This window comes from Mesorhizobium sp. M0664 (genome assembly GCF_040320565.1).
GTDB lineage: Bacteria > Pseudomonadota > Alphaproteobacteria > Rhizobiales > Rhizobiaceae > Mesorhizobium.
On record NZ_JAMYPW010000005.1, the window covers coordinates 165,917 to 189,658 of the forward strand.

Consider the following 23,742-nt stretch of genomic DNA (forward strand, 5'->3'; position numbering starts at 1 on the left):
GGCCGGCCCCCAATTTTCAAAACACATCAGGATTATACGCCAAGACCCGGAAAATGTTTGGTTTTTGTTGCGGCAGCGACAGCGCCCTTTGAAATAGCCGGCTTGGGCAGGGCGTATGCGCCCGCAGTCGATTGACAGGCCCTGTCTTCTATGCAGAAATTGGTTGGACCATTGAGCCATTTGGTGACCCGTTGGCATGACCGAATTCGGCCTTTCCCCCATACAGGCAACTGCTCGTGACGACGCGGTGCTCAAGGCGCTGGCCGGCTTTGTGATGCGGGAAGCTCTCGGGCCCGGCCAGAGACTGCCGACCGAACGAATCCTTGCCGAGCGCCTCAAGGTGAGCCGCAACACCGTGCGCGAGGCGTTGACGCGCTGGGAAGGGCTAGGCCTGGTCGAACGGCGGCAAGGCAGCGGCACCTATCTCAAGGGAGTGGTCTCGCTGGACATGCTGCACATGCCGCTGACGCTGGCCGGCGGCAATGATTTCACCAGCCTGATGCAGACGCTGGAAATCCGCCGGGCACTGGAAGCGGAAGCCGCCGCCCTGTGCGCCGTCCGCGCGGGCCAGGCAGATCTCGTCGAGATCGGGCGCAAGCTCGACATTATGGAGCAGGCCTTCCACACCCGCGCCGGGATGTCGGCGGAGGAGGACTGGGAATTCCACCAGTCGATCTACCGCAGTTCCGGCAATCCGCTGTTCGAGCAGATCATCGCCGCCATGCACGAACTGTTCCATCGTTTCTGGGAGCATCCGCTCGGCGTTCGTGATTTCGGCCACGCCAGCTTTCCTTACCACCGCACCATCTACGAACGCATTGCCGCGCACGATCCGGAGGGGGCCCGGGCCGAGGCGCTCAAGCTGATCGCCACCGTCGAGGACGATCTGAAGCGCGGCGCGGCCAAACTCGAACTTTCAGGCCAGAAATGAGCGATCATCCCGCCGGTTTCGAAAACGACTATCTCGCCGAGGCAGCGACGCTTCTCGCCCATGACGAGCCTTTCCCCGGCGGCGCGGTGGTCCCGCCGATCTACCAGACTTCGCTCTTCACCTTCGCCAACTATTCCGAGATGGCCGACACATTCGCCGGCAGGCGACATCAGCCGATCTATTCGCGCGGCGACAACCCGACGGTCATGGAGTTCGAGGCGCGTGTCGCCGCTCTCGAAGGCGCGGAGGCCGCGCGCGGCTTTTCCAGCGGCATGGCGGCGATCAGCGCCACGGTGCTTGCTTTCGTCGGTGCCGGTGAGCGCATGGTTGTCGTGCGCAATTGCTACGGCGATGCCTACCGGCTGTTCGAACGGCTTTTGCCACGGCTCAACATCAAGGTCGACTACGTCGACGGTTCCGATCCGGACGCGGTCGCGGCAGCACTTCCCGGCGCCAAGCTGCTCTACCTGGAAAGCCCGACGTCGATGATATTCGAGCTCCAGGACATAACCCAGCTCGCGCGGCTGGCCAAAGAGCAGGGCATCATCACCTCGATCGACAATTCCTGGGCGACGCCGGTGTTCCAGAAGCCGATTTCGCACGGTGTCGACCTGGTGCTGCATTCGGCCTCGAAATATCTCGGCGGCCACAGCGACACCGTCGCCGGTGTGGTGGCCGGTTCGGCCGCCCATATCCGACATATCAACGAGCAGACCTATTCCTATCTCGGCGGCAAACTTTCGCCTTTCGAGGCCTGGCTGTTGCTGCGTGGCCTGCGCACATTGCCGCTGCGGTTGCCGCACCACATGAAGAGCGGGCTGACCATCGCCGAACGGCTGAAAGCGCATGACCATGTCGAGCGGGTCAACCACCCGGCCTATTCCAACCATCCAGGCAAGGCGACGCTTGCCGGCTATGCCGGGCTGTTCTCGTTCGAAGTGACGGAAGACGTCGACATCCCGGCTTTCGTCGATGCGCTGAAACTCTTTCGCATCGGCGTCAGCTGGGGCGGCCATGAGAGCCTGGTCGTTCCGGCAAAGGCCTCGCTCGAGCAGACGCCGGGCCTGAATTCGATGGCGCGCTTCGGCGTCAGCCCACGAACCATCCGCTTCAGTGTCGGATTGGAAAGTGTCGAAGACCTGTGGGCGGATGTTGCCCGGGCCTTCGACAGAGCAAAAAGATAAAGGAGCCGTTCAAAATGGGAGTGCTGAACATGAAAAAACTGAGCATCCTTCTTGGTGCCGTCTTGGGTCTGGCGATTTCCGCCGGCAGCGTGCTGGCCGATTCCACGGTCAAGATGGTCGAGGTCATCACCAGCCCGCCGCGTACCGAATTCCTCAAGAAGCAGATCGCCGAATTCGAGGCGGCCAATCCGGGTGTCAAGGTCGAGCTGGTATCACTGCCCTGGGGACAGGCGTTCGAGAAGTTCCTCACCATGGTGCAGGCCGGCGACACGCCCGATATCGTCGAGATGCCGGAACGCTGGATGGGTCTCTATGCGACCAACGGCCAGCTCGAGGATCTCGGGCCATACATGGCCAAATGGGACGATGCCAAAACGCTTGGCGAGCGTGCCAAGCAGTTCGGCTCGACGGTCGATAACAAGCAGTACATGATCCCTTACGGCTATTACCTGAACGCGCTGTTCTGGAACAAGAAGCTGTTCAAGGAGGCTGGTCTGGACGGTCCGCCGGCAACGCTCGATGAATTCGTCGAGGACTCCAAAAAAATCTCGGCGATACCGGGCAAATACGGCTACTGCCTGCGCGGCGGCCCGGGCGCCTTCAACGGCATGCATATGTTCATGAACATCGCCGCCGGCAAGGGCGGGTATTTCAACGAGGACGGCACCTCGACCATCAACGAGGAAGGCTCGGTCAAGGGCCTGCAGATGCTCGCCGACATGTACAAGAACGGCCTGGCGCCGAAAGATGCGGTGAGCTGGGGTTTTAACGAGACCGTCACCGGGTTCTACAGCGGCACCTGCGCCATGCTGAACCAGGATCCCGACGCGCTGCTCGGCATCGCCGACAAGATGAGCGCCGACGATTTCGCCGTGGCGCCGATGCCGGTCGGACCGAGCGGCAAATCCTATCCGACGCTCGGTTATGCCGGCTGGGCGATGTTCGCCAATTCCCAGCACAAGGACGATGCATGGAAGCTGATGGCGACGCTGTTGTCGCCCAAGGACAATCTGGAATGGGCAAAGGAAGTCGGCGTCATTCCAATCCACAACGGCGCCGACCAGGACGCCCACTTCAGGACCGAGCAGTTCAAAGGCTGGTTCGAGGAACTGAACAACGGCGACAAATACGAGATGGTGACGCCGCCGACTCACCTGGAAAACCTTGGCAATTTCGTAGACCAGGTGGCGATCAAGAATTTTCAGGAAGTGCTGCTTGGCCAGAAAGCGGCCAAGGACGTGGCTGACGAATGGGCCAAGTTCCTGACCAAAGAACAGCAGGACTGGCTGGCCAAGAACAAGAAATAGCTCTTCTTCCTTCTCCCGTTCACGGGGAGAAGGTGTCACGAAGTGACGGATGAGGGCGGCGCCAACCCGTCGTGGCTCGTGTTGCCTCTCATCTGCCTGCCCGTCCTCCGCAGCAGCTGCGCTGCAGCTGCGGAGGGTGGACCGGCATCTCCCCGTAAACGGGGAAGGCGCTGTCGCCAGCCCGTGGTTACCCAGGAGACGATCCAGTACCAATGACCTATGCCGTGTCCGAAATCCGATCCGCCGGCAGGCCGCGAAAGAAGCGGCTATCCCATGCCGTGATCGAGCCTTGGCTCTATCTCAGCCCGGCGATCGCGCTGCTGGTCGTCGTGCTCCTGGTGCCGCTGGTTATCGGTGTCGGCTACTCGTTCCGCAAATTCTCCGCTTTCAAATCCGAATATGTCGGGCTTGGGCAGTATCAGGCGATGCTGTCGGATCCTGTGCTCGGGCAGGCGCTCGTCAACACGCTATGGTGGACGGCAGCCAGCCTGTTCTTCCAATTTTTCCTTGGACTTGGCCTGGCGCTGCTGCTCGATACGCCGTTCCGGGGCAGAAAGATCGTGCAGGCCGTGGTGTTCCTGCCTTGGGCGGTACCGTCCTTCCTCTCGGGCCTGACCTGGGCCTGGCTGTTCAACCCGATCATCGGGCCGCTGCCGCATTGGCTCTACGCCTTGGGGCTGAAAGCCGAGCCAACCAACGTGCTCTCCGATCCCTCGACAGCCATGTGGGGGCCGATCGTCGCCAATGTCTGGTTCGGCATTCCCTTTTTTGCCATCACCCTTTTGGCGGCGTTGAAGTCGATCCCGTCAGAACTGCATGAGGCGGCGGCGATCGACGGCGCCTCGCCGTGGCAGCGCTTCACCAAGGTGACGCTGCCGTTCCTGGCGCCGACCATCGTCATTACCGTCATGCTGCGCACCATATGGATCGCCACATTCGCCGACCTGATCTTCGTCATGACCGAAGGCGGGCCTGCCGGTTCGACCGCCACAGTGCCGGTCTATATCTATGTCAGCGCGTTCAAGTCGCTGGACAAAGGCTATGCCTCCGCAGTGGCGGTCCTGCTGCTTGTGCTGCTCATCGTCTACGCGGTTGCGCTTATCGGCATCCGCCGTTCGCTGGTGAGGCACGTCTGATGATTGCCGGACGCTCCGCTTCCTCGCGCGTCCTCGGCGGTATCGGCCTTTACGGCGCCATCGCCGCCTATATGGCCTTCGCGCTGTTCCCGATCTTCTGGACGTTGAAGATCTCGGTCACGCCGGAGCGGCTGCTCTATTCCGAAGGCATCACTTTCTGGCCGTCGCAAACGACGCTGCAGAACTTCGTCACCGTGCTCGAAGCCAGCGATTTCCCGCGTTACTTCCTGAACAGCGTTATCGTTTCGGTTTCGACGGCAGCCTTCGTAACGGTCATTGCCACGCTGGCCGGCTACGCCATGTCGCGATTTTCCTTCCGCGGCAAGGCGACCCTGGCCATCCTGCTTTTGCTCACCCAGACTTTTCCGCTGGTGATGGTCATTCCGCCGATCTACCGCATCATGGGACAGATCGGCCTCATCAACAGCCTGACCGGCCTCGTCATCATCTACACCGCGTTCAATACGGCCTTTGCGACCTTCCTGATGCAATCTTTCTTCGACGGCATCCCGAGAGACCTGGAAGAGGCAGCGATGATCGACGGCTGCACGCGCCTGCAGGCGATGCGCAAGGTGATCGTGCCGCTGACGCTGCCCGGCATGGGCGCGACGCTCGGCTTCGTCTTTACCGCCGCCTGGAGCGAGTTGCTGTTTGCGCTGATGCTGATTTCCAGCGACGACCAGAAGACCTTCGCGGTCGGCCTGCTCACCTATATCGGCAAATTCGCGGTCGACTGGGGACAGATGATGGCGGCTTCCATCCTGGCGCTGATCCCGGTCTGCGTCTTCTTTGCCTTCCTGCAACGCTACCTCGTCACCGGCCTTACCGCCGGCGCTGTCAAGGGATAGATCGATGGCCTCCGTTACACTTGACAAAGTCCGCAAAGACTATGGAGCGGTGCGCGTTCTGCACGCAGTCGATCTCGAAATCGCCGTCGGCGAGTTCGTCGTTCTGGTCGGCCCGTCCGGCTGCGGGAAGTCGACACTGCTGCGTATGATCGCCGGGCTGGAGGAGGTCTCCGACGGCGAAATCCATATTGGTGAGCGCCTGGTCAACGATATGGCGCCAAAGGACCGCGACATTGCCATGGTATTCCAGTCCTACGCGCTCTATCCGCACATGGACGTGTCGAAGAACATGGGCTTCAGCCTGATGCTGAGAAAGGCCGGGAAGCCGGCGATCGATGCAAGGGTGGACAGTGCCGCCAAGCGGCTCGGGCTCGATGCGCTTCTGCAGCGCCTGCCTCGGCAATTGTCCGGCGGCCAGCGTCAGCGCGTCGCCATGGGCCGTGCCATCGTACGCGACCCGAAGGTCTTTCTCTTCGACGAGCCGCTTTCGAACCTCGATGCCAAGCTGCGCGTTCACATGCGTGCCGAGATCAAGGCGCTGCACCAGCAATTGAAGACCACTTCGGTCTATGTCACCCACGACCAGACCGAAGCGATGACAATGGCCGACCGCATCGTCGTCATGCATGACGGCCTCGTCCAGCAGGTCGGTGTGCCGCTCGATCTGTACGACCGGCCGGTCAACATGTTCGTCGCCGGGTTCATCGGCTCGCCCGGCATGAATTTTCTGTCTGCCGTGGTTGAAAAGGGCGCCAAGCCGGATGCCATCCTGGCCGACGGCCAGAAGCTGAGGCTGCCGGACGGCCTGCCGCTCAGGGATGGCGATGCGATCACCGTCGGCTTGCGGCCCGAGCATATCCGGCTCGCCGACAATGGCGCGCTGAAGGGCGAGGTGGGTGTCGTGGAGCCGCTCGGCCTGTCCACCCAGTTCTATGCCAGGCTTGCCGGCCAGCAGGTCTGCGTGTTTGCCATGGGCCGGGCCAGCGTGAAGCCGGGTGAGGCCGTGCGCCTGTCGGCTGATCCGGCATCGCTCCATCTGTTCGATCCGGCAAGCGGCGATCGCATCGGCTAGCCCTGTATCCCCGAAATGAAAAACGCCGCCCGGAAGGCGGCGTTTCGGTACTGCGAGAGAAAACCCGATTACTTGATCTTGGTTTCCTTGAATTCGACGTGCTTCTTGGCGACCGGGTCGTATTTGCGGAACGACAGCTTGTCCGTCTTGGTGCGGCTGTTTTTGCTGGTCACGTAGAAGAAACCGGTGTCGGCGGTCGACAGAAGCTTGATTTTGATGTTTGCGGCTTTGGCCATGATGTTCGTCCGTTGAATGTTCGTGGAGTTTTGGCCGCTGGAGCACGGGAAACACCCGGACGCGGGAAACTTGCCGCGACACATAAAGAACGCGCCCGGAAAGTCAACCCTTGTCCAGGTTCTGTGTCGTAAGCAGATGAGTTGTCCGGATTAGGTAGCACATGAGTTGTCCGGGTTTATGCCAGCCGATGGAGGCTGGGGACGAAGCGGACATTGAGTGCTACCAAAACCCGACAAGTTGATTGGGTGCCGACAGCCGCGGGAGGCTCCTGTGTGCCTCCGGCCGTCCTCTGGGTGGCGTCTCAGTTTGAATGCTGGCTATGAATATCGAGCGATGGACGGCTGATCGATCACCCAAAGCCAGTTCCCGTCACCTTGCCGGCGAGCGATTTCCGCAGTAACGGTGCCGTCGGCAAGGCGCGTGGAAGTGAGCGCCAAATCCCTGTTGATGATAGCCGGACGCTGATCTCCGAGATCAAACTTTCGTCCCGCTGCCACCAACTTGGCGTAAAATCGGCGGATGGCATCTCTGCCGCAGGCCAACTGTCCGTTGCCGGTATCGAGGATGGCACCGGGTTCGTAAAGAGCAGCCATTCCTTCCGCGTCTCCCGCTTGCTCGCGAGAAACCAATAGCCGCGCCAGGTCCTGGGGATCGCTTGCCGGTTTGCGGTTTGCTTCATCATTCATCGGCAGGCTTCCTGACAGCCAGATTCAAACCGAGATACGACCAGGTTCCGGTCACTCCGCCGCGACGGTTTCCGGTTGTAACGCCTTCTTCCAGTCTCCCGTCGTGTTCCACCAGCGGTTCGGGTTGGTGCGGTCGTCGAGACCCTTGGAGCGGCTGGCAAGCAGTGGCTGAATGCGGATCACCGGTTCCTGATAGCTGTGAACCTGATAAATCGCCTCGACGACGCGTGCGGCGAGCTTCTGGTCATCAGGCAGTTCGAACGACACCTCGACAGTCCCCGACCGCCTGCGCAATTCCGTCTCGGCGCCGGCGGCGGCACCTTCAAGCGGCCGGTAACGTTCGATGCCGTCCGCCGACTGAAAGGCATTGCTGTCATATTTGCCCATTTCGAGCGGCGCGATCGCGACCACCGCCTCCATGATGCGGTCGACATCGGCTGCCGGTGCCTGAAAGGTCACCAGCAGCAGCAATTCCATCCGCAGCGATTTCGTTTCAAAGCCACTATCGATCATCCGAGGTCTCCCTGCTTATGCACTTTGGGGGAGCATATACTCGAGCCCTCCTGACATGGTTGTGTCAGGAGTTGGTCAGCAGTGGGAGCGATGTCGGCAGCTGGGCCGAGTCAGAGGATTTTGTGGAGCAGCCTGGTGCCGACCAGCACGATATAGCAGGCGAAGAACAGGCCGAGCGCCCAACCGAAGCCCGACGGCCCGAAAGCGTCCATGCCGATGCCGATCGCCTGCGGGCCAAGCACCATGCCGACGCCGTAGCAGAGCACGAAGGCGGCGTTGGCGGAGGCCAATTCGTGGCCGGAAAGCTGCGAGCCGAGATGCGCCAGGCCGATTGTGTACATGGCAGCGACCACACCGCCCCAGACGAACAGAAGCGCTGCCATCAAATGCCAGTTCTGCGCGAAGTACGGCATGAAGACCGTACCGGCAAGCCCGACGGTGGCACAGGCCATCAGCAGATAGCGACGGTCGCTTACGCGGTCGCTGATCATGCCGATCGGGATCTGCAACAGCACGTTGCCAAGCCCGATCATGGTGAGCAAAAGGGCGGCGTCCGCCTCTGAGTAGCCGATGCGGCTACCGTAGACCGGGAACAGTGCAAAGCCGCCGGTCTCGACCGCGCCGAACACCAGCACGGCCGCGGTCGCCGTCGGCACCAGCCAGATGTAACGCAGGAAATTGCTGGTTTCGCCGTCCGAGACGATCGTCGGGCTCTCGTTGCGTGCCGCCAGGACCGGTATGGCAGCGAGCGTAACCAAGGCGATGGTAACGCCGAAGGGCAGGAAGCCGCTGCTGCCGAGATGGGCGAACAGCCAAGGCCCGGCGGCAAAGCCGAGAGACAGCACGGTGGCATAGATGCCGAGGACCAGTCCGCGCCGGTGTGGCGGCGCCGAGGTGCTGATCCAGAATTCCGACAGGATGAACAGCACCGTTAGCGCGATATGCAGCAGCACGCGCAGCGGAAACCACATCCAGAAAGCTGGCGCGAAATGGAAACCGACAAAGGCCAGCGCCCCGGCGGCGATCATGGCAAGCATCGTCCAGGCGACCCCGAACCGCATGGCAAGCGGGGTGGCGAGCGGCGCGCCGGCGATAGAGGCGAGGCCGGCGACCGCGGTGTTGAGACCGATCATCGACGCGGAATGGCCACGCGTTTCCAGGATCACGCTGAGCAGCGGCATGCCAAGGCCGATGGCAATGCCGACGACGCTGATCGACGAGATCGCCGCGACCATCGGCAGCCAGTGTACGCGTTCCTTGCCCTGCGGCTGGGTATCGACTGTCATGGAATGCCTGGCTGCTCTAGAGAATTTCGCGGACGAAGCGATTGTGGACAAGCCGGTAGAACGGCACGGGACTGCCGGGGCTCAGCAGCGGATCCCAGGCGAGCCGCGTTTCCAGTTCCTCCAGGACCGTGCGCGTGATGTCTGGAATATCGGCTTGCCTGGCCCTTGGCCAGCGGCAGCCAAACGACGTCCTCCAACTCGTTGGTCGGACCGCCACCCGGCAGTTCAACGGCGACATCGTCGCGCCATGCGGCGAGAAAGCGCGTATCGAAGCGGCGCACCCGGTTGGGCGGGGTGATGGCGCGTGCGACGAAGCGCAGCGCTTGCAGTGATGGGATGACGCCGTGTTCGACAAAGCCCTGCCAGTCGCGCCTGGCGGTTGCGAACGCGCCTTTTTGACCGATCAGCAGGCCGGCCTCCTCATAGGTTTCGCGGATTGCCGACAGGGCAATCGCGCGGGCGCGAGCCGGGCTGGTGCGACCGATACCAGCGGTCAATCTCGCTTCTTCCTCGGGATGAAGTGCGGTGGCTATTGAGATGCGGCTGTCGGCCGGATCTGTGCGGCCGCCAGGAAACACGAATTTTCCCGGCATGAAGGCATGACCGGCGTGGCGCCGGCCCATCAGCACCAGGAATTCGTCGCCTTTGCGGTCGAGCAGGATCAGCGTCGCGGCGTCGCGTGGGCGTATAGGCTTGGCCTCGAGCGCGATCCGCTCAACCTTGTCGACTTCCGCCTTGGTCATAACGTCCATGCGGTCGACCTAGCGGAATCTTCTCCGATGCGAAAGTGGCGTCCAGCCATGCCGATTGCGCCAGCCTCGGTTTCAAGCCTCGGGATGCGACTCGATCAGATCTTCTTCACCGCCAAAGCCGTGCATATAAAACGCCCATTGCAGGCCGATGACAGCGCCCTTGACCGGTTGCAGCAGGACGACGGCCAGAATGATGGTCAATGGCACCCAGATGGCGATGTGCTGCCAGGTAGACAGCGTCGAGGTCGCCTCGACACCCATGAAGGCCCCGAGCACGATGTGGCCGACAATGACGACCACGAGATAGGCCGGCAGGTCGTCGGCGCGATGGTGGTGGAGCTCCTCGCCGCAATGATCGCATTTGTCGACGGTCTTGACGAAGGCGCGAAACAGCTTGCCCTCGCCGCAATGCGGGCAGCGGCCGAGCATACCGCGCTTCATTGCCGTCCATAGCGGCCGGGCGGTCCGGCCCGAGTGATGTTCGCCACCGAAAATCCGTTCTTCCACCTGCAGTTCTGTTGGCATTACCGTCTCCTGCCGCGCGAGCCTGGACGCGATTGCGACGCCCGGGCGCGGCCTTTGGCCTTGTGGAACGACCGTTTGGAGCCGGGCAGCGGCTTTGGCTCGGTCAGCATCTCGAAACGCATCGCGCCGGCCATCGGCGCCACCTCGATCAGGCGAACCTCGACGCGATCAGCAAGCTGATAGCCCTTGCCGGTGCGTTCTCCGAAAAGCGATCGAGCAGTTTCGTCGTATATATAGTAGTCGCCGCCCAGGGTTGAAACCGGAATGAAGCCATCCGCGCCGTACTGCGGCAATTGGACAAACAGGCCCGATTTGGTGACGCCCGAGATGCGGGCGTCGAAACGGTCGTCGATGCGCTCGGCGAGAAAGGCGGCGATCAGCCGGTCGACCGTGTCGCGCTCGGCGGCCATCGCGCGCCGCTCGGTCGCCGAAATCAGCGCCGAGACCTCTTCCAGCCGCTCCGCCTCGTCCTGCGTCAGGCCCCCCGGACCAAGGCCGAGTGCGGCAATCAGCCCACGATGCACGATCAGGTCGGCATAGCGACGGATCGGCGAGGTGAAATGCGCGTAGCGCTTCAGGTTGAGGCCGAAATGGCCGATATTGGCGGGCGAATATTCGGCCTGGCTCTGCGAGCGCAGCACCACTTCGTTGACCAGCCCCTCATTATCGGCGCCGCGCACGCGAGCGAGGATGCCGTTGAACTGGTTCGGCAGCATTTGCGCGCCGCGCGCCAGCGACAGGCCGAGCGTCTGCAGGAATTCACGCAGCGATTCCTGCTTGGCGAGCGAGGGCGCATCGTGGATGCGGTAGACCAGCGCCTGGCGCTTCGCCTCGAGTGTCTCGGCGGCGGCGACATTGGCCTGGATCATGAACTCTTCGATCAGTTTGTGCGCGTCGAGCCGCTCCGGCACGACGACCTTGTCGACGGTGCCGTCCTGCTTGAGCAGGATCTTGCGCTCGGGCAGATCGAGTTCGAGCGGCTGGCGGGTGTCGCGGCCGCGCTTCAGGATCGCGTAGGCGTCCCATAGCGGCTTCAGCACCGTATCGAGGATCGGGCCAGTCGTGTCGTCCGGTGCGCCGTCGATCGCCGCTTGCGCCTGCTGATAGGCGAGTTTCGCCGCCGACTTCATCATGACGCGATGGAAGGAATGTCTGAGTTTGTGGCCATCGGCCGAGAAAGTCATACGCACCGCTATCGCCGGACGATCCTGGCCCTCGCGCAGTGAACAGAGGTCGTTCGAGATGCGCTCCGGCAGCATCGGTACGACTCGGTCGGGAAAATAGACCGAATTGCCGCGCTTCAGCGCTTCGCGATCGAGCGCCGTGGCATAGCGCACGTATGCAGCGACATCGGCAATGGCGACGGTGACAATCACGCCGCCGGCGTTCTTCTCGTCGGTGTCAGGCATGGCGAACACCGCGTCGTCATGATCCTTGGCATCGGCCGGATCGATGGTGAGCAGCGGCAGCTCGCGCCAATCCTCGCGGCCGGCAAGCGTCGCCGGCTTGACCGCCTCCGCCTGGGCGATGACGTCGGCTGGGAAAATATGCGGAATGTCGTGTGCGTGGATGGCGATCATCGAGACCGCCTTTTCGCTGGTCAGCGACCCCAACACCGCCAGAACCTTGGCTCGCGGCAGCCCGTAGCGCGAGGCCCGTGCCGGCTCGACCTCGACCAGGTCGCCGTTCTTGGCGCCGTTCTGGAATTCCTTGTCGACGACCAGCTCCGGCTGACGCCTTTCCACCGGTTCGATGCGGAACGTGCCGTCCTTCAGCACACGGAAAACGCCGAGAACCGCATCGGTGCGCTTCTCGAATATCTTCATCACCCGGCCCGTATAGGCCGGGCCTGCCGGATCGTCGGTCGGAAAGGTCTTGGCCAGCACGCGGTCGCCGATGCCCGGCGTCGGGCCATTGCCGCCGCGCGACACGCGGATCGCTATGACCGGAGGTTCGCCATTGCCAATCGCTTCGGTCGGGTGCGCCAGCAGCACACCGTCGGCGTCACGGCCGAAGATGTCGAGCACCGCGACGTGGGGCAGGGCGCCGATACGGGCAAGCCGCTTGCGCTCCTTGGTGAGCAGGCCTTCATCCTGCAGGTCGCGCAAGACGTCCTTCAGCCAGATACGGTCTTCGCCGCGCAGCGCAAACGCCTTGGCGATGTCGCGTTTACCGGCGCGGTCCGGATTTTCGGCGATGTAACGCAGTATCTCGTCGCGTGAAGGCCGGTAATTGTCCCTGACCTTGGCACGGGTATCGGCGGTGCGCAGATCGCCGTGGCTTCTTCCGGAGACTTTGCGCGCCAACCCGTCCTATCCCTTTTTCCTGGCCGCCGGTTTTTTGGCCGCAGCCGGTTTCTTGGCAGGCGCGGCCGCTTTGCGGAAGGGCTTCCTGGCGCCGTTGCCGCCCTTGGCTTCCTTTTCCGCAATGAGCGCCACCGCATCCTCGATCGTCACCGATTGCGGATCCTTGCCCTTCGGCAGCGTCGCATTGACCTTGCCGAAATTCACATAAGGCCCGTATTTGCCGTCGCGCACGACTATGTTGCCGCCGCCGGCAGGATGCTCGCCTAGTTCCTTGAGCGCAGCGGCTGTGCCGCCATTGCGGCCGCCTTTGCCCTTCAATTGCTTCTCGGCGATCACCGAGACGGCGCGATTGAGGCCGATCGAGAACACGTCCTCGATGCTGTCGAGATTGGCGTAGGTGCCGTCATGCAGCACGAACGGCCCGTAGCGCCCCAGCCCGGCCGAAATCATCTTGCCGGATTCCGGATGCTTGCCGACGTCGCGCGGCAGCGACAACAAGGCGAGCGCCTTTTCGTGATCGATCGAATCGACCGTCCAGCCCTTGGGCAGGCTGGAGCGCTTGGCATCCTTGCCGTCGCCGCGCTGGATATAGGGGCCGAACCGGCCATTGCGCAGCGTGATCTCCTCGGCGGTATAGGGGTCCTTGCCGAGCACTTTGGTGCCGTCTTCACCACCGCCGTTCTCGCCATTGGGATTGGCGGCGTCGCCGAGCTGGCGGGTGAAGGAGCATTCGGGATAGTTCGAACAGCCGACGAAGGCGCCGAACTTGCCGAGCTTCAGCGACAGGTTGCCGGTGCCGCATTTCGGACAGATGCGCGGGTTCGAACCGTCTTCCCGCGCGGGAAAGACCAGCGGCGCCAGTTCCTCGTTCAATGCATCGAGGACGTCGGTGACGCGCAACTCCTTGATGTCGGCGACGGCGCCGGAAAAATCCTTCCAGAAATCGCGCAGCACGTCCTTCCATGCGAGCTTGCCGTCGGAAATCTCATCGAGCTTTTCCTCCAGCGAAGCGGTGAAGTCGTACTCGACATAACGCTCGAAGAAGCTTTCGAGGAAGGCCGACAATAGCCGGCCCTTGGCCTGCGGCACCAGCTTGCGCTTGTCGATGGTGACATAGTCACGATCCTCGAGCGTCTTCAGGATCGCCGTATAAGTCGACGGCCGGCCGATGCCCAACTCTTCCAGCTTCTTGATCAGCGAAGCTTCCGAATAACGCGGCGGCGGCTCGGTGGTGTGCTGGGTGGCGTTGATCGCCTCGCGTGTGAGCTGCTCGCCGGCACGGATCTCGGGCAGGCGGCGGCTTTCCTCGTCTTCCGAATCTTCTTCCTTCTGCTCGATGTAAGCGGCAAGGAAGCCGTCGAAGCGAACAACCGAGCCTACAGCACGAAGCTCGGCGGTGCGCGGGCCGTTGATGGCCTCGACCTCGACCGTGGTGCGCTCTATCTCGGCCGGCTGCATCTGGCTGGCGATGGCGCGTTTCCAGATCATCTCGTAAAGCCGCGCCTGGTCAGCGTCGAGATACTGCCTGACGGAAGCCGGCGTGCGCATGAAATCGGTCGGACGGATCGCTTCGTGCGCCTCCTGGGCATTCTTGGCCTTGGCGGAATAGTAGCGCGGCTTTTCAGGCAGGTATTTAGGGCCGAATTCCTTGGCAATCGCATCGCGCGCGGCAGAGATCGCCTCCGGCGCCATCTGCACGCCGTCGGTTCGCATGTAGGTGATCAGGCCGGTGGTCTCACCGCCGATCTCCATGCCCTCATAGAGCCGCTGAGCCACCTGCATGGTGCGGTTGGCCGAAAAGCCGAGGCCCGATGAGGCTGCCTGCTGCAGCGTCGAGGTGGTGAAGGGCGGCCCGGGATTGCGCTTGGTCGGCTTGGCTTCGACCGACGCCGCCTTGAAGCTGGCGCCTTCGAGCATCGCTTTGATGTCGTCGGCCTGCGCCTTGTTGGAAATGTCGAGCTTTTGCAGCTTCTTGCGCTCGAAGGCGGTCAGCCGCGCCTCGAAATTATCCTTGCGCGGCGTACCGAGAATGGCGGCGACCTGCCAGTATTCCTCGCGGATGAAGCGCTCGATCTCGGATTCGCGGTCGCAGACCAGACGCAGCGCCACCGACTGGACGCGGCCGGCGGAGCGGGCGCCGGGCAGCTTGCGCCACAGCACGGGCGACAGCGTGAAGCCGACCAGATAGTCGAGCGCACGGCGAGCGAGATAGGCATCGACCAGCGGCGCGTCGATCTGGCGCGGATTGGCCATCGCCTCCAGCACGGACGCCTTGGTGATGGCGTTGAAGACGACGCGGCTGACCGGCTTGTCCTTCAACGCGCGCTTTTGCTTCAGCACTTCCAGGACATGCCAGGAGATCGCTTCGCCCTCGCGGTCCGGATCGGTGGCGAGGATCAGCCCGTCGGCGTCCTTGACCGCCTTGGCGATATCGGCGAGACGCTTTCCAGACGCGGTGTCGACGGCCCAGGACATGGCAAAGTCCTCATCCGGACGCACCGAGCCATCCTTGGCCGGCAGATCGCGGACATGGCCGAACGAGGCCAGAACCTTGTAGTTCTTGCCGAGGTACTTGTTGATTGTCTTCGCCTTGGCCGGCGATTCGACGACGACGACGTCCATACGGTCTCATATCAGTTGTGATGCGGCAGAAGAATTCCGCTGCGCGCGACGAAATCTCGTTCAATGTGTCGCTCACATGGCCGCGCTTTTGCATCCGGTCAAGGCCAAGCAGTCAAAATGCGGCCCTGTAGCGAATGCGCAACCCAACGGCGCGCCATGCGATTTCCGCAATCCTGGACAAGGGAAATGAGCAGCCTATCGCTGGACAAACCCGACAATTGATCCTGGAGAACGGGACAAACTCTCCCGCGGATATAAGAGAAACATCGAGCACGCGCCAGCCCTGCTTGAACAGATGCTGTGAAGCGCGCAATCGCTTGCCCGGCATTTTGCTCGGACAGTCGCAAGGAAGTACCGTGCTGAAAAGCTGGCCGCCGGGGCGGTTGGGTCGAGTTCCCAGCGACCAGCCGTGTTGCTGCCTGTTACAGCCGATCAGAAGCTCAAGGCCTAGTCGGCCTTGGCGATATGCCAGACGCCGCCGACACCCTCGCCGGTCACGTCGCCGGCCTTCTTGTCCTTGATGAACGTGTAGAGCGGCTTACCTTCGTAGGCCCACATCCTGGTGCCGTCGGTGCGGTCGACGATCGTCCACTCGCCCTCGGCCTTGGCGTTGGCGTCAGCCTTCAGCGGCGGCCAATTGGCGGCGCATTTGTCGTAGCAGTTCGACTTGCCCGCCTCGTCCTTGTCGTAGGTGTAGAGCGTCATGCCGCTGGCGTCGGTGTAGATCTTGGTGCCGCCGACCTCCGCTTCCTTCCACGCCTCGGCAGCGAAGGATGCGGCAGTGCCGAGCAAAAGCGCGGCTATGCCAATTGCGATCGTTTTCATGGACTTCTCCCTGGGTCATTTCGAAAAGCGTGCGGAACAACGCAGTTTCGTTTGATCAACGCTGCCTGGCTGCCCTTTCTTCCCGGGCGGGCGCCGACTTGCTACCCAATGTGATGGGGCCACGCGATGGTGATTGGCGGACGGCTGTTGTCGCGGCTATATGGCTGCGCAGTCATCGGGAGACGGAAATGGCATTGGACGTCGGCTATGTCAGTGCGATCGGGGCGGGAGCAATTTCCTTCCTGTCCCCCTGCGTGCTGCCGCTGGTGCCGCCTTACCTGTGCTATATGGCCGGCGTGTCGGTCGACGATTTCCGCGGCGAGGCCGGCATTACGGCAAAGGCCGGCGCGCGAGGCGCGCTGATTAATTCCTCAATCGCCTTCGTGCTCGGCTTCTCGACCGTCTTCGTCGCGCTCGGCGCCGGCGCCTCGACCATCGGCCATTTGCTGCGAGTCTGGCAGGAGCCGCTGGCAATGGCGGCAGGCGTGCTGATCATCCTGATGGGGCTGAATTTCCTCGGCGTACTGCGCATCCCTTTGCTTTCACGCGAGGCGCGCTTCCAGTCACAAGGCAAGCCGGCCAGCCTGATCGCCGCTTACGTCATGGGCCTGGCCTTCGCCTTTGGCTGGACGCCCTGTATCGGCCCGGTGCTGGGGCCGATCCTGACGCTTGCCGGCGGCCGCGAGACGGTGGGCGAGGGCGCGCTGCTGCTCGCCGCCTATTCGCTCGGCCTCGGTATTCCCTTCCTCGTTGCGGCGCTGTTTTCAGGCGCCTTCATGCGCTTTCTCGGGAAATTCCGCGTCCATCTCGGCCGCGTCGAAAAGGCCATCGGCGCGTTGCTGGTGGTCGCCGGCGTGTTTTTCCTGACCGGCGGCGTGCAGGCGGTGTCCTATTGGTTGCTCGAGAATTTTCCGGTGCTGGGGCAATTGGGATAGGTTTGCCGCCCGACATGGGTCTGTTCAGCCTTCGAAATAGCCCGGCTGGTCGATATCAGCGATCAGCCCGGGTCCGCTCGGCTGCCACCCCAGCAGCGCCTGGGTTCGTTCGCTCGAGGTCGGGACATCCATCGCCGCGAACATCGCGAACCAGCCAAAATGATCGGCGGCTTCTTCCGCGGACTTGGCGACGACCGGCACGTCCAGGCGCCGGCCGATCACGCCGGCGACGTCCTTGAACGGCACGCCTTCTTCGGCGATCGCGTGATATCGCCCGCCACCGGCTCCATGCTCGAGCGCAAGCCGGTAGACGCGGGCGGCATCGAACCGATGCACGGCAGGCCAGCGATTGAGCCCTTCGCCGATATAGGCCGACACGCCCTTCTCGCGAGCGAGGTCGATGAGAATAGGAACGAAGGCATGGTCGCCTTGGCCATGGACCGACGGAGGAAGGCGCACAACCGACGCGCGCACGCCGCGTGCCGCCAGCGCGGCGGCTGTCGCTTCGGAGGCGCGGGGATACGAAGCGGAAGATGGGACAGGCGCATCTTCCTCGGTCGCGATACGGCCCCGCGCCTGGAGCGCGGTCCCGGAGGTGACGAGCAGGGGCCGCTCGGAGCCTTCGAGTGCACCGCCCAAGGCCTCGATGGCGCGCCGGTCCATCTCGCAATTTTGCGCGAATTTCGAGAAGTCGTGGTTGAAGCCGGTATGGATCACTCCATCAGCTGCCGCTGCGCCCCTGCTGAGGCTTTCGAGGGCTTCGAGGTCACCTCGATGCACCTCGGCTCCGGTGGCCGCAAGCGACTTGGCCGACGCCGCCGAGCGGGCGAGGCCGAGCACCTGATGGCCGGCGCCGATGAGTTCTTGAACGACGGCAGAACCGACGAATCCGGTCGCTCCGGTAACGAAAACACGCACCACGACTTCTCCTTGTTCGTTTCTGGCCACGACCATTTTCGCGGCTCAGTTGTGTCGTGATAGGCGCTTGAGAAAATACGATCTATGCGGTAAAGTCCGTATTATCTTCGCAATCGTCCGGAATGACCTGTGGATCCCCTTTCAGATGTGCTCTCGCTGCTGAAGCCGCGAAACTATATGTCGGCCGGTTTCGATGCTGGTGGTGAATGGTCGATCCAGTTCCCCGACCAGCAGCAAAGCATCAAGACCGGAGCGGTGGTCTCCGGCCGGTGCTGGCTGTCTGTGGAGGGTGTTGCTGACGCAGTGCGCCTTGAGACGGGAGACAGCTTCCTGCTGCCGAGTGGACGGCCTTTCCGCCTTGCAAGCGACATGAGCTTGACGCCTGTTGAAGCCGTCAAGATTTTTCCGCCTGCGCGAGCCGGCGGGGTCGTGACCCACAATGGCGGTGGTGATTTCTTTCTGGTCAGCAGCCGCTTCGCGCTTGGCGGCAATCATGCCGGCATGCTGTTGCGGATGCTGCCAGCCATTGTGCATATCCGCAAAGAGTCGGACCAGTCGGCGCTGCGCTGGTCTGTGGAGCGGATGATGCAGGAGCTGCGCGAGCCGCAGCCGGGCGGCTTTCTGATGATCCAGCACCTCGCCCACATGATGCTGGTTCAGGCGCTGCGGCTGCATCTTTCGGAAGGATTGAAAGGTGGCATCGGCTGGCTCTTTGCCCTCGCGGACAAACAGATCGGCGCGGCGATCAGGGCCATGCATGACGATCCGGCGCATGGCTGGACGCTACAGGAACTGGCGGAACGGGCCGGCATGTCGCGATCGACCTTTGCGCTCAGATTCAAGGAGACGGTTGGCGCGTCGCCGATGGACTATTTGACGCGCTGGCGAATGCTGCTGGCTGGCGACCGGCTGACGAATTCCAGCGATCCCGTCGCCGTCATAGCGCTTTCGCTCGGCTACGAATCCGAAAGCGCCTTCAGCACAGCCTTCAAGCGGGTCATGAACTGTTCGCCACGGCAATACGGCCGTGGCCGAGCCCCCAGCTTCGCATCACGCAACGAGGCGGAAGCCGCCTGAGCCGATCGGCTTGAGCGTGTCGCGGGTTGGAGGTTCCACCGTCTCACCGGAATTTAACCGCATTGGTGCAGCATGGCGCCGGTGCTACTAACGCTTCGATTCCAGACCCCTTTCAACGGTTGCTGTCCCCATGAGCCAGAGATCCTGCCTGTCCATCATCCTCGCCGCCGGTGAAGGCACGCGCATGAAGAGTGCAGTGCCGAAAGTGCTGCACACAATCGCGGGCCTGCCGATGGTTGCCCATGTCGTCAAGGCGGCCGAAGCCGCCGGCAGCGGCGAATTGGCGCTGGTGATCGGCCATGGCGCCGATGAGATGCGCAAGGCTGCACTCAAGTTTGCGCCGAGGGCCGAGGCTTTCGTTCAGGAAAAACGTCTCGGCACCGCGCACGCCGTGCTTGCCGCACGTGCAGCAATATCAAAAGGTTATGACGATATCTTGGTGATGTTTGGCGACACGCCGTTGATCGATCCGGAAGCGCTCGCGGCGGCGAGGCTGAAGCTGGCGGAAGGTGCGGCCGTCGTCGTGGTCGGCTTCCGTACGGAAAATCCTTCGGGCTACGGCCGGCTTATCGAAAAGGCCGGCAAGCTCGTGGCCATCCGCGAGGAGAAGGACTGCTCGGACGAGGAGAAAAAGATCACCTTCTGCAATGGCGGGCTGATGGCGGTCGCCGGCAGGCACGCGCTGAAGCTGCTCGATCAAGTCGGCAGCAAGAACGCCAAGGGCGAGTATTATCTCACCGACATCGTCGAGATCGCCGCTGCCCAGGGACTTGATGTCGTCGCCACCGAAGCCAGTTTCGAGAACGCGCTCGGCATCAACAACCGTGCCGAGCTTGCCCAGGCGGAAGGTATCTGGCAGCAGCGCCGGCGGCGCGAGGCGATGCTTTCTGGCGTTACGCTGATCGCGCCCGAAACTGTGTTCTTCTCGCACGACACCGAGATCGGCGCCGATACGGTCGTCGAACCCAATGTCTGGTTCGGGCCGGGCGTGAAAATCGCGACGGGGGCCAAGATCCATGCCTTCAGCCATATCGAAGGCGCCACCATCGCGTCGAATTGCGATGTCGGGCCGTTCGCGCGGCTGCGGCCCGGGGCCGATCTGAGAACCAAGGCCAAGGTCGGCAATTTCTGCGAGGTCAAGCAGGCGATCGTCGAGGAGGGCGCGAAGGTCAACCATCTGACCTATATCGGCGATGCCCGCATCGGTGCCGGCGCCAATATCGGCGCCGGCACCATCACCTGCAATTATGACGGCTATTCGAAATTCTTCACCGATATCGGCGAGGGCGCCTTCATAGGCTCGAACTCCTCGCTGGTGGCGCCGGTGTCCATCGGCAAGGGCGGCTACATCGCCTCGGGCAGCGTCATTACCGAAAGCGTACCCGACGATGCGCTGGCTTTCGGCCGCGCCCGCCAGCGGACTCTACCCGGCAAGGGCAAGGAGTTGCGAGAGCGTTTTTCTCAGGCCGCGGCGGCCCGCAAAAAAGGGTAGACTAGCGGAACTCGGCGACAAGCTGGATTTCGCCAACGATTGCATCGTTGAAGGCCGACAGGTCTTCGGCCGGAATCCAGTATTCCAGATGCGCCCGGCTGCCGGCATGCTGGACGCTGTAACGGTCCAGAAAGCTGCGACTCACCTCGAAACGCGTCACGAAACCTGATCCGCTCGCGGGCACGTTCCAGTCTCGGGCGATCTGGGTGGCATAGGCCTCGCTGGTAACCGGATAGAAGATCGGCTGATCGGCAAGTCGAGGAGGAAAGGCGCGCATCCCTGCCCTCTGGATCAACTCCAGTTCGCGGGGACCAACCGGACGCCAAAGCGTCACCGTGTCAATTCGTTCGTTCATAGCCGCATCATGTCTTTGACTGATTTCTGGAGCCGTTGAGCCGAGATAGGATACATAAGCGGAGAAACTGAGCAATTGCAGTAACCGGATTGCAAGTGCGCCCTGTCATGGTGCATCTGTGCAGGATAGTCCGGCTGATACCGGACGAAATGGAATGTGATTTTTCGCGGCAGCCCGGCAGTCTCTAAATAGTGCCGGGTTTGAGGTCGGAATCGGGGGCAGGCGCCATGTGCGGTATCGTTGGAATTGTCGGTGACTCGCCGGTCGCGCCGCTTATCGTCGATGCGCTGAAAAGGCTCGAATATCGCGGCTATGACTCGGCCGGCGTCGCCACGATCGAGCACGGCAGGCTTGACCGCCGCCGCGCCGAGGGCAAGCTGGTCAATCTCGAGCGCCTGCTGAAGGACGAACCGCTCGACGGCATGATCGGCATCGGCCACACGCGCTGGGCCACGCATGGCGTTCCGAACGAGAGCAATGCGCATCCGCATTTTTCCGACGGCGTCGCCATCGTCCATAACGGCATCATCGAGAATTTCGCCGAATTGCGCGACGAGCTGATGCGCGACGGCTACAGCTTCGCCTCACAGACCGATACCGAAGTCGTCGCGCATCTGGTGGCGCGCGAACTGGCCAGGGGGCTGAAGCCGGTTGAGGCGGCGCACAAGGCGCTGAAGCGGCTGGAAGGCGCCTTTGCGCTCGCCATCATGTTCAAGGGCGACGAGGATCTGATCGTCGGCGCGCGCAATGGCCCGCCGCTCGCGGTCGGTCATGGCGACGGCCAGATGTTCCTTGGCTCCGACGCCATTGCGCTTGCCCCTTTCACCAATTCGATCACCTATCTGGAAGACGGCGACTGGGCGGTGGTGCGCCGCAACGAGGTCGATATCTTCGACATGGGCGGCAACAAGGTCGACCGCAAACGCCAACAGTCGCTCAGCACGAGCTTCATGGTCGACAAAGGCAACCGCCGCCATTTCATGGAAAAGGAAATCCATGAGCAGCCGGAAGTGATCTCGCACACGCTGGCGCATTATGTTGATTTCATCAGCGGCGTCTCGAAGCCGCTCGACCTGCCGTTCGATTTCGCCAAGATCGACCGGCTGGCGATCTCGGCCTGCGGCACCGCCTATCTCGCCGGGCTGATCAGCAAATACTGGTTCGAGCGCTATGCGCGGCTGCCGGTCGACATCGATGTCGCTTCGGAGTTCCGCTATCGCGAGATGCCGCTGTCGAAGAACGATGCCGCTTTCTTCATCTCGCAATCGGGTGAGACCGCCGACACGCTGGCGTCGCTGCGCTACTGCCGCAAGGCCGGCATGAAGATCGGCGCGGTCGTCAATGTGCGCGAATCGACCATGGCGCGCGAATCCGACGTCATCCTGCCGACGTTGGCCGGCCCGGAGATCGGCGTCGCTTCGACTAAGGCGTTCACCTGCCAGCTTTCCGTGCTGGCCTCGCTGGCGGTGCGGGCGGGCGTGGCGCGCGGAACGATTTCGCAGGAGCAGGAGAAAACGCTGATACGCGAGCTGTCGGAAGCGCCGCGTTATGCGAACCAGGTGCTAAAGCTCGACGGGCAGATCGAAAAGGTCGCGCGCGACCTCTCGCACTACAAGAATGTGCTTTATCTCGGCCGCGACACCAATTTTCCGCTGGCCCTGGAAGGCGCGCTGAAGCTCAAGGAAATTTCCTATATCCACGCCGAAGGCTATGCCGCCGGCGAGTTGAAACACGGCCCGATCGCGCTGATCGACGAGAACATGCCCGTCATCGTCATCGCCCCGCATGACCGTATCTTCGAAAAGACCGTCTCGAACATGCAGGAGGTGGCGGCGCGCGGCGGCAAGATCATCCTGATCACCGACAGCAAGGGCGCCGCGCACGCCACGGTGAAGACGATGGAGACGATCGTTTTGCCGGACGTACCGGAAATCATCTCGCCGATCATCTACGCACTGCCGATCCAGATGCTCGCCTATTTCACCGCCGTGTTCATGGGCACGGATGTCGACCAGCCGCGCAATCTGGCGAAATCGGTAACGGTGGAATGATCGGTTCCAAACGGCTACCGATAGGGTCCAAGTTGATCGTTTCGTTCAAAGGCAAAGCGGTGGAAGCGGTTGCCGAGGGGAAGGCACCGAAAGGTTTTCCACCGGATCTGGTTGCCCGTGGCGAACGTCGTCTTCGAGCGATCGAAAACGCCGGACAATTGAACGATCGCCACCCGGAAATCGCCTTGAAGCCCTGAAGGGAGCAGAGCTGGGCAGCATTCAATTCGTATCAACGACCAATGCCTGCTTCAAATGGACCAACGCTGGCGCCGAAGAGGTGGAGATCGTCGACTACCATTGAGCGGGCACTTGCCCTAAACCCTTGAGGTCTCTGAACCATGCTCAAGTTCGTACGTCCAATTCACCCCGGAGAGTTCCTGCGCGAGGAATATCTCGTCCCGCTCGGTATGAGTGCCGGTGCGCTGGCGAAGAAGCTCAATCTTCCTCGTACCCGTATCGAACGCATTGCCAAGGAAGAGATCGGCCTGACTCCTGATACCGCGCTTCGCCTCGCCAGGTTCTTCAACACCACGCCGGAATTCTGGATGAATTTTCAGCAGGCTTATGAACTTGAAACCGAGGCGAAGAAACTCGCACCGGAGCTCGAGAAGATCGAACCGCTGGAAGCCGCGGCATAGTTGATCTTTTAAAAACTTCGCCATTCCAAAGCGCCTTGGGGTTCAG

The 23,742-nt window shown here is 62.2% G+C and carries 21 protein-coding genes and 2 pseudogenes; 12 read left to right on the forward strand and 11 right to left on the reverse strand.

What is annotated here, in order from left to right:
• Positions 1-196 precede the first annotated feature (196 nt).
• The 6 genes from NKI39_RS09715 to NKI39_RS09740 all read left to right on the forward strand — a co-directional run bounded on the left by NKI39_RS09715 (position 197) and on the right by NKI39_RS09740 (position 6,478).
• Positions 197-931 (forward strand): FadR/GntR family transcriptional regulator, encoded by a 735-nt coding sequence (locus NKI39_RS09715; protein WP_023679986.1) that lies wholly within the window; start codon positions 197-199, stop codon positions 929-931.
• Positions 928-2,115, forward strand: coding sequence for a PLP-dependent transferase (locus tag NKI39_RS09720; protein ID WP_352831590.1), 1,188 nt, complete (start codon positions 928-930; stop codon positions 2,113-2,115). Before NKI39_RS09715 ends, NKI39_RS09720 begins: the two co-directional genes overlap by 4 nt.
• A 29-nt stretch (positions 2,116-2,144) precedes the next feature.
• A complete protein-coding gene (locus NKI39_RS09725; protein ID WP_352770278.1) occupies positions 2,145-3,422 on the forward strand; it encodes an ABC transporter substrate-binding protein in 1,278 nt (425 codons plus the stop codon).
• A 212-nt stretch (positions 3,423-3,634) separates the two neighbouring features.
• Positions 3,635-4,558, forward strand: coding sequence for a carbohydrate ABC transporter permease (locus tag NKI39_RS09730; RefSeq protein ID WP_352613811.1), 924 nt, complete (start codon positions 3,635-3,637; stop codon positions 4,556-4,558).
• Positions 4,558-5,406, forward strand: a complete 849-nt coding sequence (locus NKI39_RS09735; RefSeq protein WP_352613810.1) for a carbohydrate ABC transporter permease — start codon at positions 4,558-4,560, stop codon at positions 5,404-5,406. The genes NKI39_RS09730 and NKI39_RS09735 overlap by 1 nt, the downstream gene beginning before the upstream one ends.
• Before the next feature lie 4 nt (positions 5,407-5,410).
• A complete protein-coding gene (locus NKI39_RS09740; protein WP_352831592.1) occupies positions 5,411-6,478 on the forward strand; it encodes an ABC transporter ATP-binding protein in 1,068 nt (355 codons plus the stop codon).
• 68 nt (positions 6,479-6,546) lie between these two features.
• Here the strand turns inward: NKI39_RS09740 and rpmG are convergent, their stop codons facing one another.
• From rpmG to NKI39_RS09785, 9 genes and pseudogenes are all read right to left on the reverse strand, one after another.
• Entirely contained in the window at positions 6,547-6,714 is a 168-nt protein-coding gene (gene rpmG, locus NKI39_RS09745) for a 50S ribosomal protein L33 (protein WP_006201775.1), read from the reverse strand.
• A gap of 318 nt (positions 6,715-7,032) precedes the next feature.
• Positions 7,033-7,401 (reverse strand): YybH family protein, encoded by a 369-nt coding sequence (locus NKI39_RS09750; RefSeq protein ID WP_352471772.1) that lies wholly within the window; start codon positions 7,399-7,401, stop codon positions 7,033-7,035.
• A gap of 51 nt (positions 7,402-7,452) precedes the next feature.
• A complete protein-coding gene (locus NKI39_RS09755) occupies positions 7,453-7,914 on the reverse strand; it encodes a YqfO family protein (RefSeq protein ID WP_352471771.1) in 462 nt (153 codons plus the stop codon).
• 110 nt (positions 7,915-8,024) lie between these two features.
• Positions 8,025-9,200 carry an MFS transporter gene (locus tag NKI39_RS09760; RefSeq protein ID WP_352770286.1) on the reverse strand — a complete coding sequence of 392 codons (1,176 nt, stop codon included), beginning with the start codon at positions 9,198-9,200 and terminating at the stop codon, positions 8,025-8,027.
• A 16-nt stretch (positions 9,201-9,216) separates the two neighbouring features.
• Positions 9,217-9,952, reverse strand: a pseudogene (locus tag NKI39_RS09765) (NUDIX hydrolase).
• A 72-nt stretch (positions 9,953-10,024) separates the two neighbouring features.
• Positions 10,025-10,477 carry a DUF983 domain-containing protein gene (locus NKI39_RS09770; protein ID WP_023679976.1) on the reverse strand — a complete coding sequence of 151 codons (453 nt, stop codon included), beginning with the start codon at positions 10,475-10,477 and terminating at the stop codon, positions 10,025-10,027.
• Entirely contained in the window at positions 10,477-12,783 is a 2,307-nt protein-coding gene (gene rnr, locus NKI39_RS09775; RefSeq protein ID WP_502898554.1) for a ribonuclease R, read from the reverse strand. The genes NKI39_RS09770 and rnr overlap by 1 nt, the downstream gene beginning before the upstream one ends.
• 6 nt (positions 12,784-12,789) lie before the next feature.
• Positions 12,790-15,405, reverse strand: a complete 2,616-nt coding sequence (topA, locus tag NKI39_RS09780) for a type I DNA topoisomerase (RefSeq protein ID WP_352831594.1) — start codon at positions 15,403-15,405, stop codon at positions 12,790-12,792.
• A gap of 447 nt (positions 15,406-15,852) precedes the next feature.
• A complete protein-coding gene (locus NKI39_RS09785) occupies positions 15,853-16,230 on the reverse strand; it encodes a COG4315 family predicted lipoprotein (RefSeq protein WP_352831596.1) in 378 nt (125 codons plus the stop codon).
• Positions 16,231-16,418: 188 nt separating this feature from the next.
• Here NKI39_RS09785 and NKI39_RS09790 point away from each other — a divergent pair, with 188 nt between their 5' ends.
• The gene (locus NKI39_RS09790) at positions 16,419-17,165 is read left to right on the forward strand and encodes a cytochrome c biogenesis CcdA family protein (protein WP_352471765.1); all 747 of its coding nucleotides are present in this window, start codon (positions 16,419-16,421) and stop codon (positions 17,163-17,165) included.
• A gap of 24 nt (positions 17,166-17,189) precedes the next feature.
• On the opposite strand, the gene NKI39_RS09795 is transcribed toward NKI39_RS09790, so the two are convergent.
• The gene (locus tag NKI39_RS09795) at positions 17,190-18,083 is read right to left on the reverse strand and encodes an SDR family oxidoreductase (RefSeq protein WP_352831597.1); all 894 of its coding nucleotides are present in this window, start codon (positions 18,081-18,083) and stop codon (positions 17,190-17,192) included.
• A 129-nt stretch (positions 18,084-18,212) separates the two neighbouring features.
• Between NKI39_RS09795 and NKI39_RS09800 the strand changes: the two genes are divergently transcribed.
• Entirely contained in the window at positions 18,213-19,160 is a 948-nt protein-coding gene (locus tag NKI39_RS09800; protein ID WP_352831599.1) for an AraC family transcriptional regulator, read from the forward strand.
• A gap of 130 nt (positions 19,161-19,290) precedes the next feature.
• Positions 19,291-20,652, forward strand: a complete 1,362-nt coding sequence (gene glmU / locus NKI39_RS09805; RefSeq protein WP_352831601.1) for a bifunctional UDP-N-acetylglucosamine diphosphorylase/glucosamine-1-phosphate N-acetyltransferase GlmU — start codon at positions 19,291-19,293, stop codon at positions 20,650-20,652.
• Between the two features lies 1 nt (position 20,653).
• Here the strand turns inward: glmU and NKI39_RS09810 are convergent, their stop codons facing one another.
• Positions 20,654-21,007, reverse strand: coding sequence for an ADP-ribosylation/crystallin J1 (locus NKI39_RS09810; protein ID WP_352502466.1), 354 nt, complete (start codon positions 21,005-21,007; stop codon positions 20,654-20,656).
• Between the two features lie 227 nt (positions 21,008-21,234).
• Here NKI39_RS09810 and glmS point away from each other — a divergent pair, with 227 nt between their 5' ends.
• The 3 genes and pseudogenes from glmS (at position 21,235) to NKI39_RS09825 (ending at position 23,696) form a co-directional block, all read left to right on the forward strand.
• Positions 21,235-23,058 (forward strand): glutamine--fructose-6-phosphate transaminase (isomerizing), encoded by a 1,824-nt coding sequence (glmS, locus tag NKI39_RS09815; protein WP_352831602.1) that lies wholly within the window; start codon positions 21,235-21,237, stop codon positions 23,056-23,058.
• A 32-nt stretch (positions 23,059-23,090) separates the two neighbouring features.
• Positions 23,091-23,359: pseudogene (locus tag NKI39_RS09820) on the forward strand (type II toxin-antitoxin system RelE/ParE family toxin).
• Between the two features lie 37 nt (positions 23,360-23,396).
• A complete protein-coding gene (locus tag NKI39_RS09825; RefSeq protein ID WP_031212869.1) occupies positions 23,397-23,696 on the forward strand; it encodes a HigA family addiction module antitoxin in 300 nt (99 codons plus the stop codon).
• Positions 23,697-23,742: the final 46 nt, after the last annotated feature.

Excerpts from the sequence above, each read along its gene's own strand:
- NKI39_RS09825 (WP_031212869.1), top strand. The coding sequence starts at position 23,397 with ATGCTCAAGTTCGTACGTCCAATTCACCCCGGAGAGTTCCTGCGCGAG.
- NKI39_RS09750 (WP_352471772.1), bottom strand. The coding sequence starts at position 7,401 with ATGAATGATGAAGCAAACCGCAAACCGGCAAGCGATCCCCAGGACCTG.
- NKI39_RS09715 (WP_023679986.1), top strand. The coding sequence starts at position 197 with ATGACCGAATTCGGCCTTTCCCCCATACAGGCAACTGCTCGTGACGAC.
- NKI39_RS09790 (WP_352471765.1), top strand. The coding sequence starts at position 16,419 with ATGGCATTGGACGTCGGCTATGTCAGTGCGATCGGGGCGGGAGCAATT.
- topA (WP_352831594.1), bottom strand. The coding sequence starts at position 15,405 with ATGGACGTCGTCGTCGTCGAATCGCCGGCCAAGGCGAAGACAATCAAC.
- glmU (WP_352831601.1), top strand. The coding sequence starts at position 19,291 with ATGAGCCAGAGATCCTGCCTGTCCATCATCCTCGCCGCCGGTGAAGGC.
- NKI39_RS09740 (WP_352831592.1), top strand. The coding sequence starts at position 5,411 with ATGGCCTCCGTTACACTTGACAAAGTCCGCAAAGACTATGGAGCGGTG.
- NKI39_RS09755 (WP_352471771.1), bottom strand. The coding sequence starts at position 7,914 with ATGATCGATAGTGGCTTTGAAACGAAATCGCTGCGGATGGAATTGCTG.
- NKI39_RS09810 (WP_352502466.1), bottom strand. The coding sequence starts at position 21,007 with ATGAACGAACGAATTGACACGGTGACGCTTTGGCGTCCGGTTGGTCCC.
- NKI39_RS09725 (WP_352770278.1), top strand. The coding sequence starts at position 2,145 with ATGAAAAAACTGAGCATCCTTCTTGGTGCCGTCTTGGGTCTGGCGATT.
- NKI39_RS09730 (WP_352613811.1), top strand. The coding sequence starts at position 3,635 with ATGACCTATGCCGTGTCCGAAATCCGATCCGCCGGCAGGCCGCGAAAG.
- rpmG (WP_006201775.1), bottom strand. The coding sequence starts at position 6,714 with ATGGCCAAAGCCGCAAACATCAAAATCAAGCTTCTGTCGACCGCCGAC.
- NKI39_RS09770 (WP_023679976.1), bottom strand. The coding sequence starts at position 10,477 with ATGCCAACAGAACTGCAGGTGGAAGAACGGATTTTCGGTGGCGAACAT.
- glmS (WP_352831602.1), top strand. The coding sequence starts at position 21,235 with ATGTGCGGTATCGTTGGAATTGTCGGTGACTCGCCGGTCGCGCCGCTT.
- NKI39_RS09760 (WP_352770286.1), bottom strand. The coding sequence starts at position 9,200 with ATGACAGTCGATACCCAGCCGCAGGGCAAGGAACGCGTACACTGGCTG.
- NKI39_RS09785 (WP_352831596.1), bottom strand. The coding sequence starts at position 16,230 with ATGAAAACGATCGCAATTGGCATAGCCGCGCTTTTGCTCGGCACTGCC.
- NKI39_RS09735 (WP_352613810.1), top strand. The coding sequence starts at position 4,558 with ATGATTGCCGGACGCTCCGCTTCCTCGCGCGTCCTCGGCGGTATCGGC.
- NKI39_RS09720 (WP_352831590.1), top strand. The coding sequence starts at position 928 with ATGAGCGATCATCCCGCCGGTTTCGAAAACGACTATCTCGCCGAGGCA.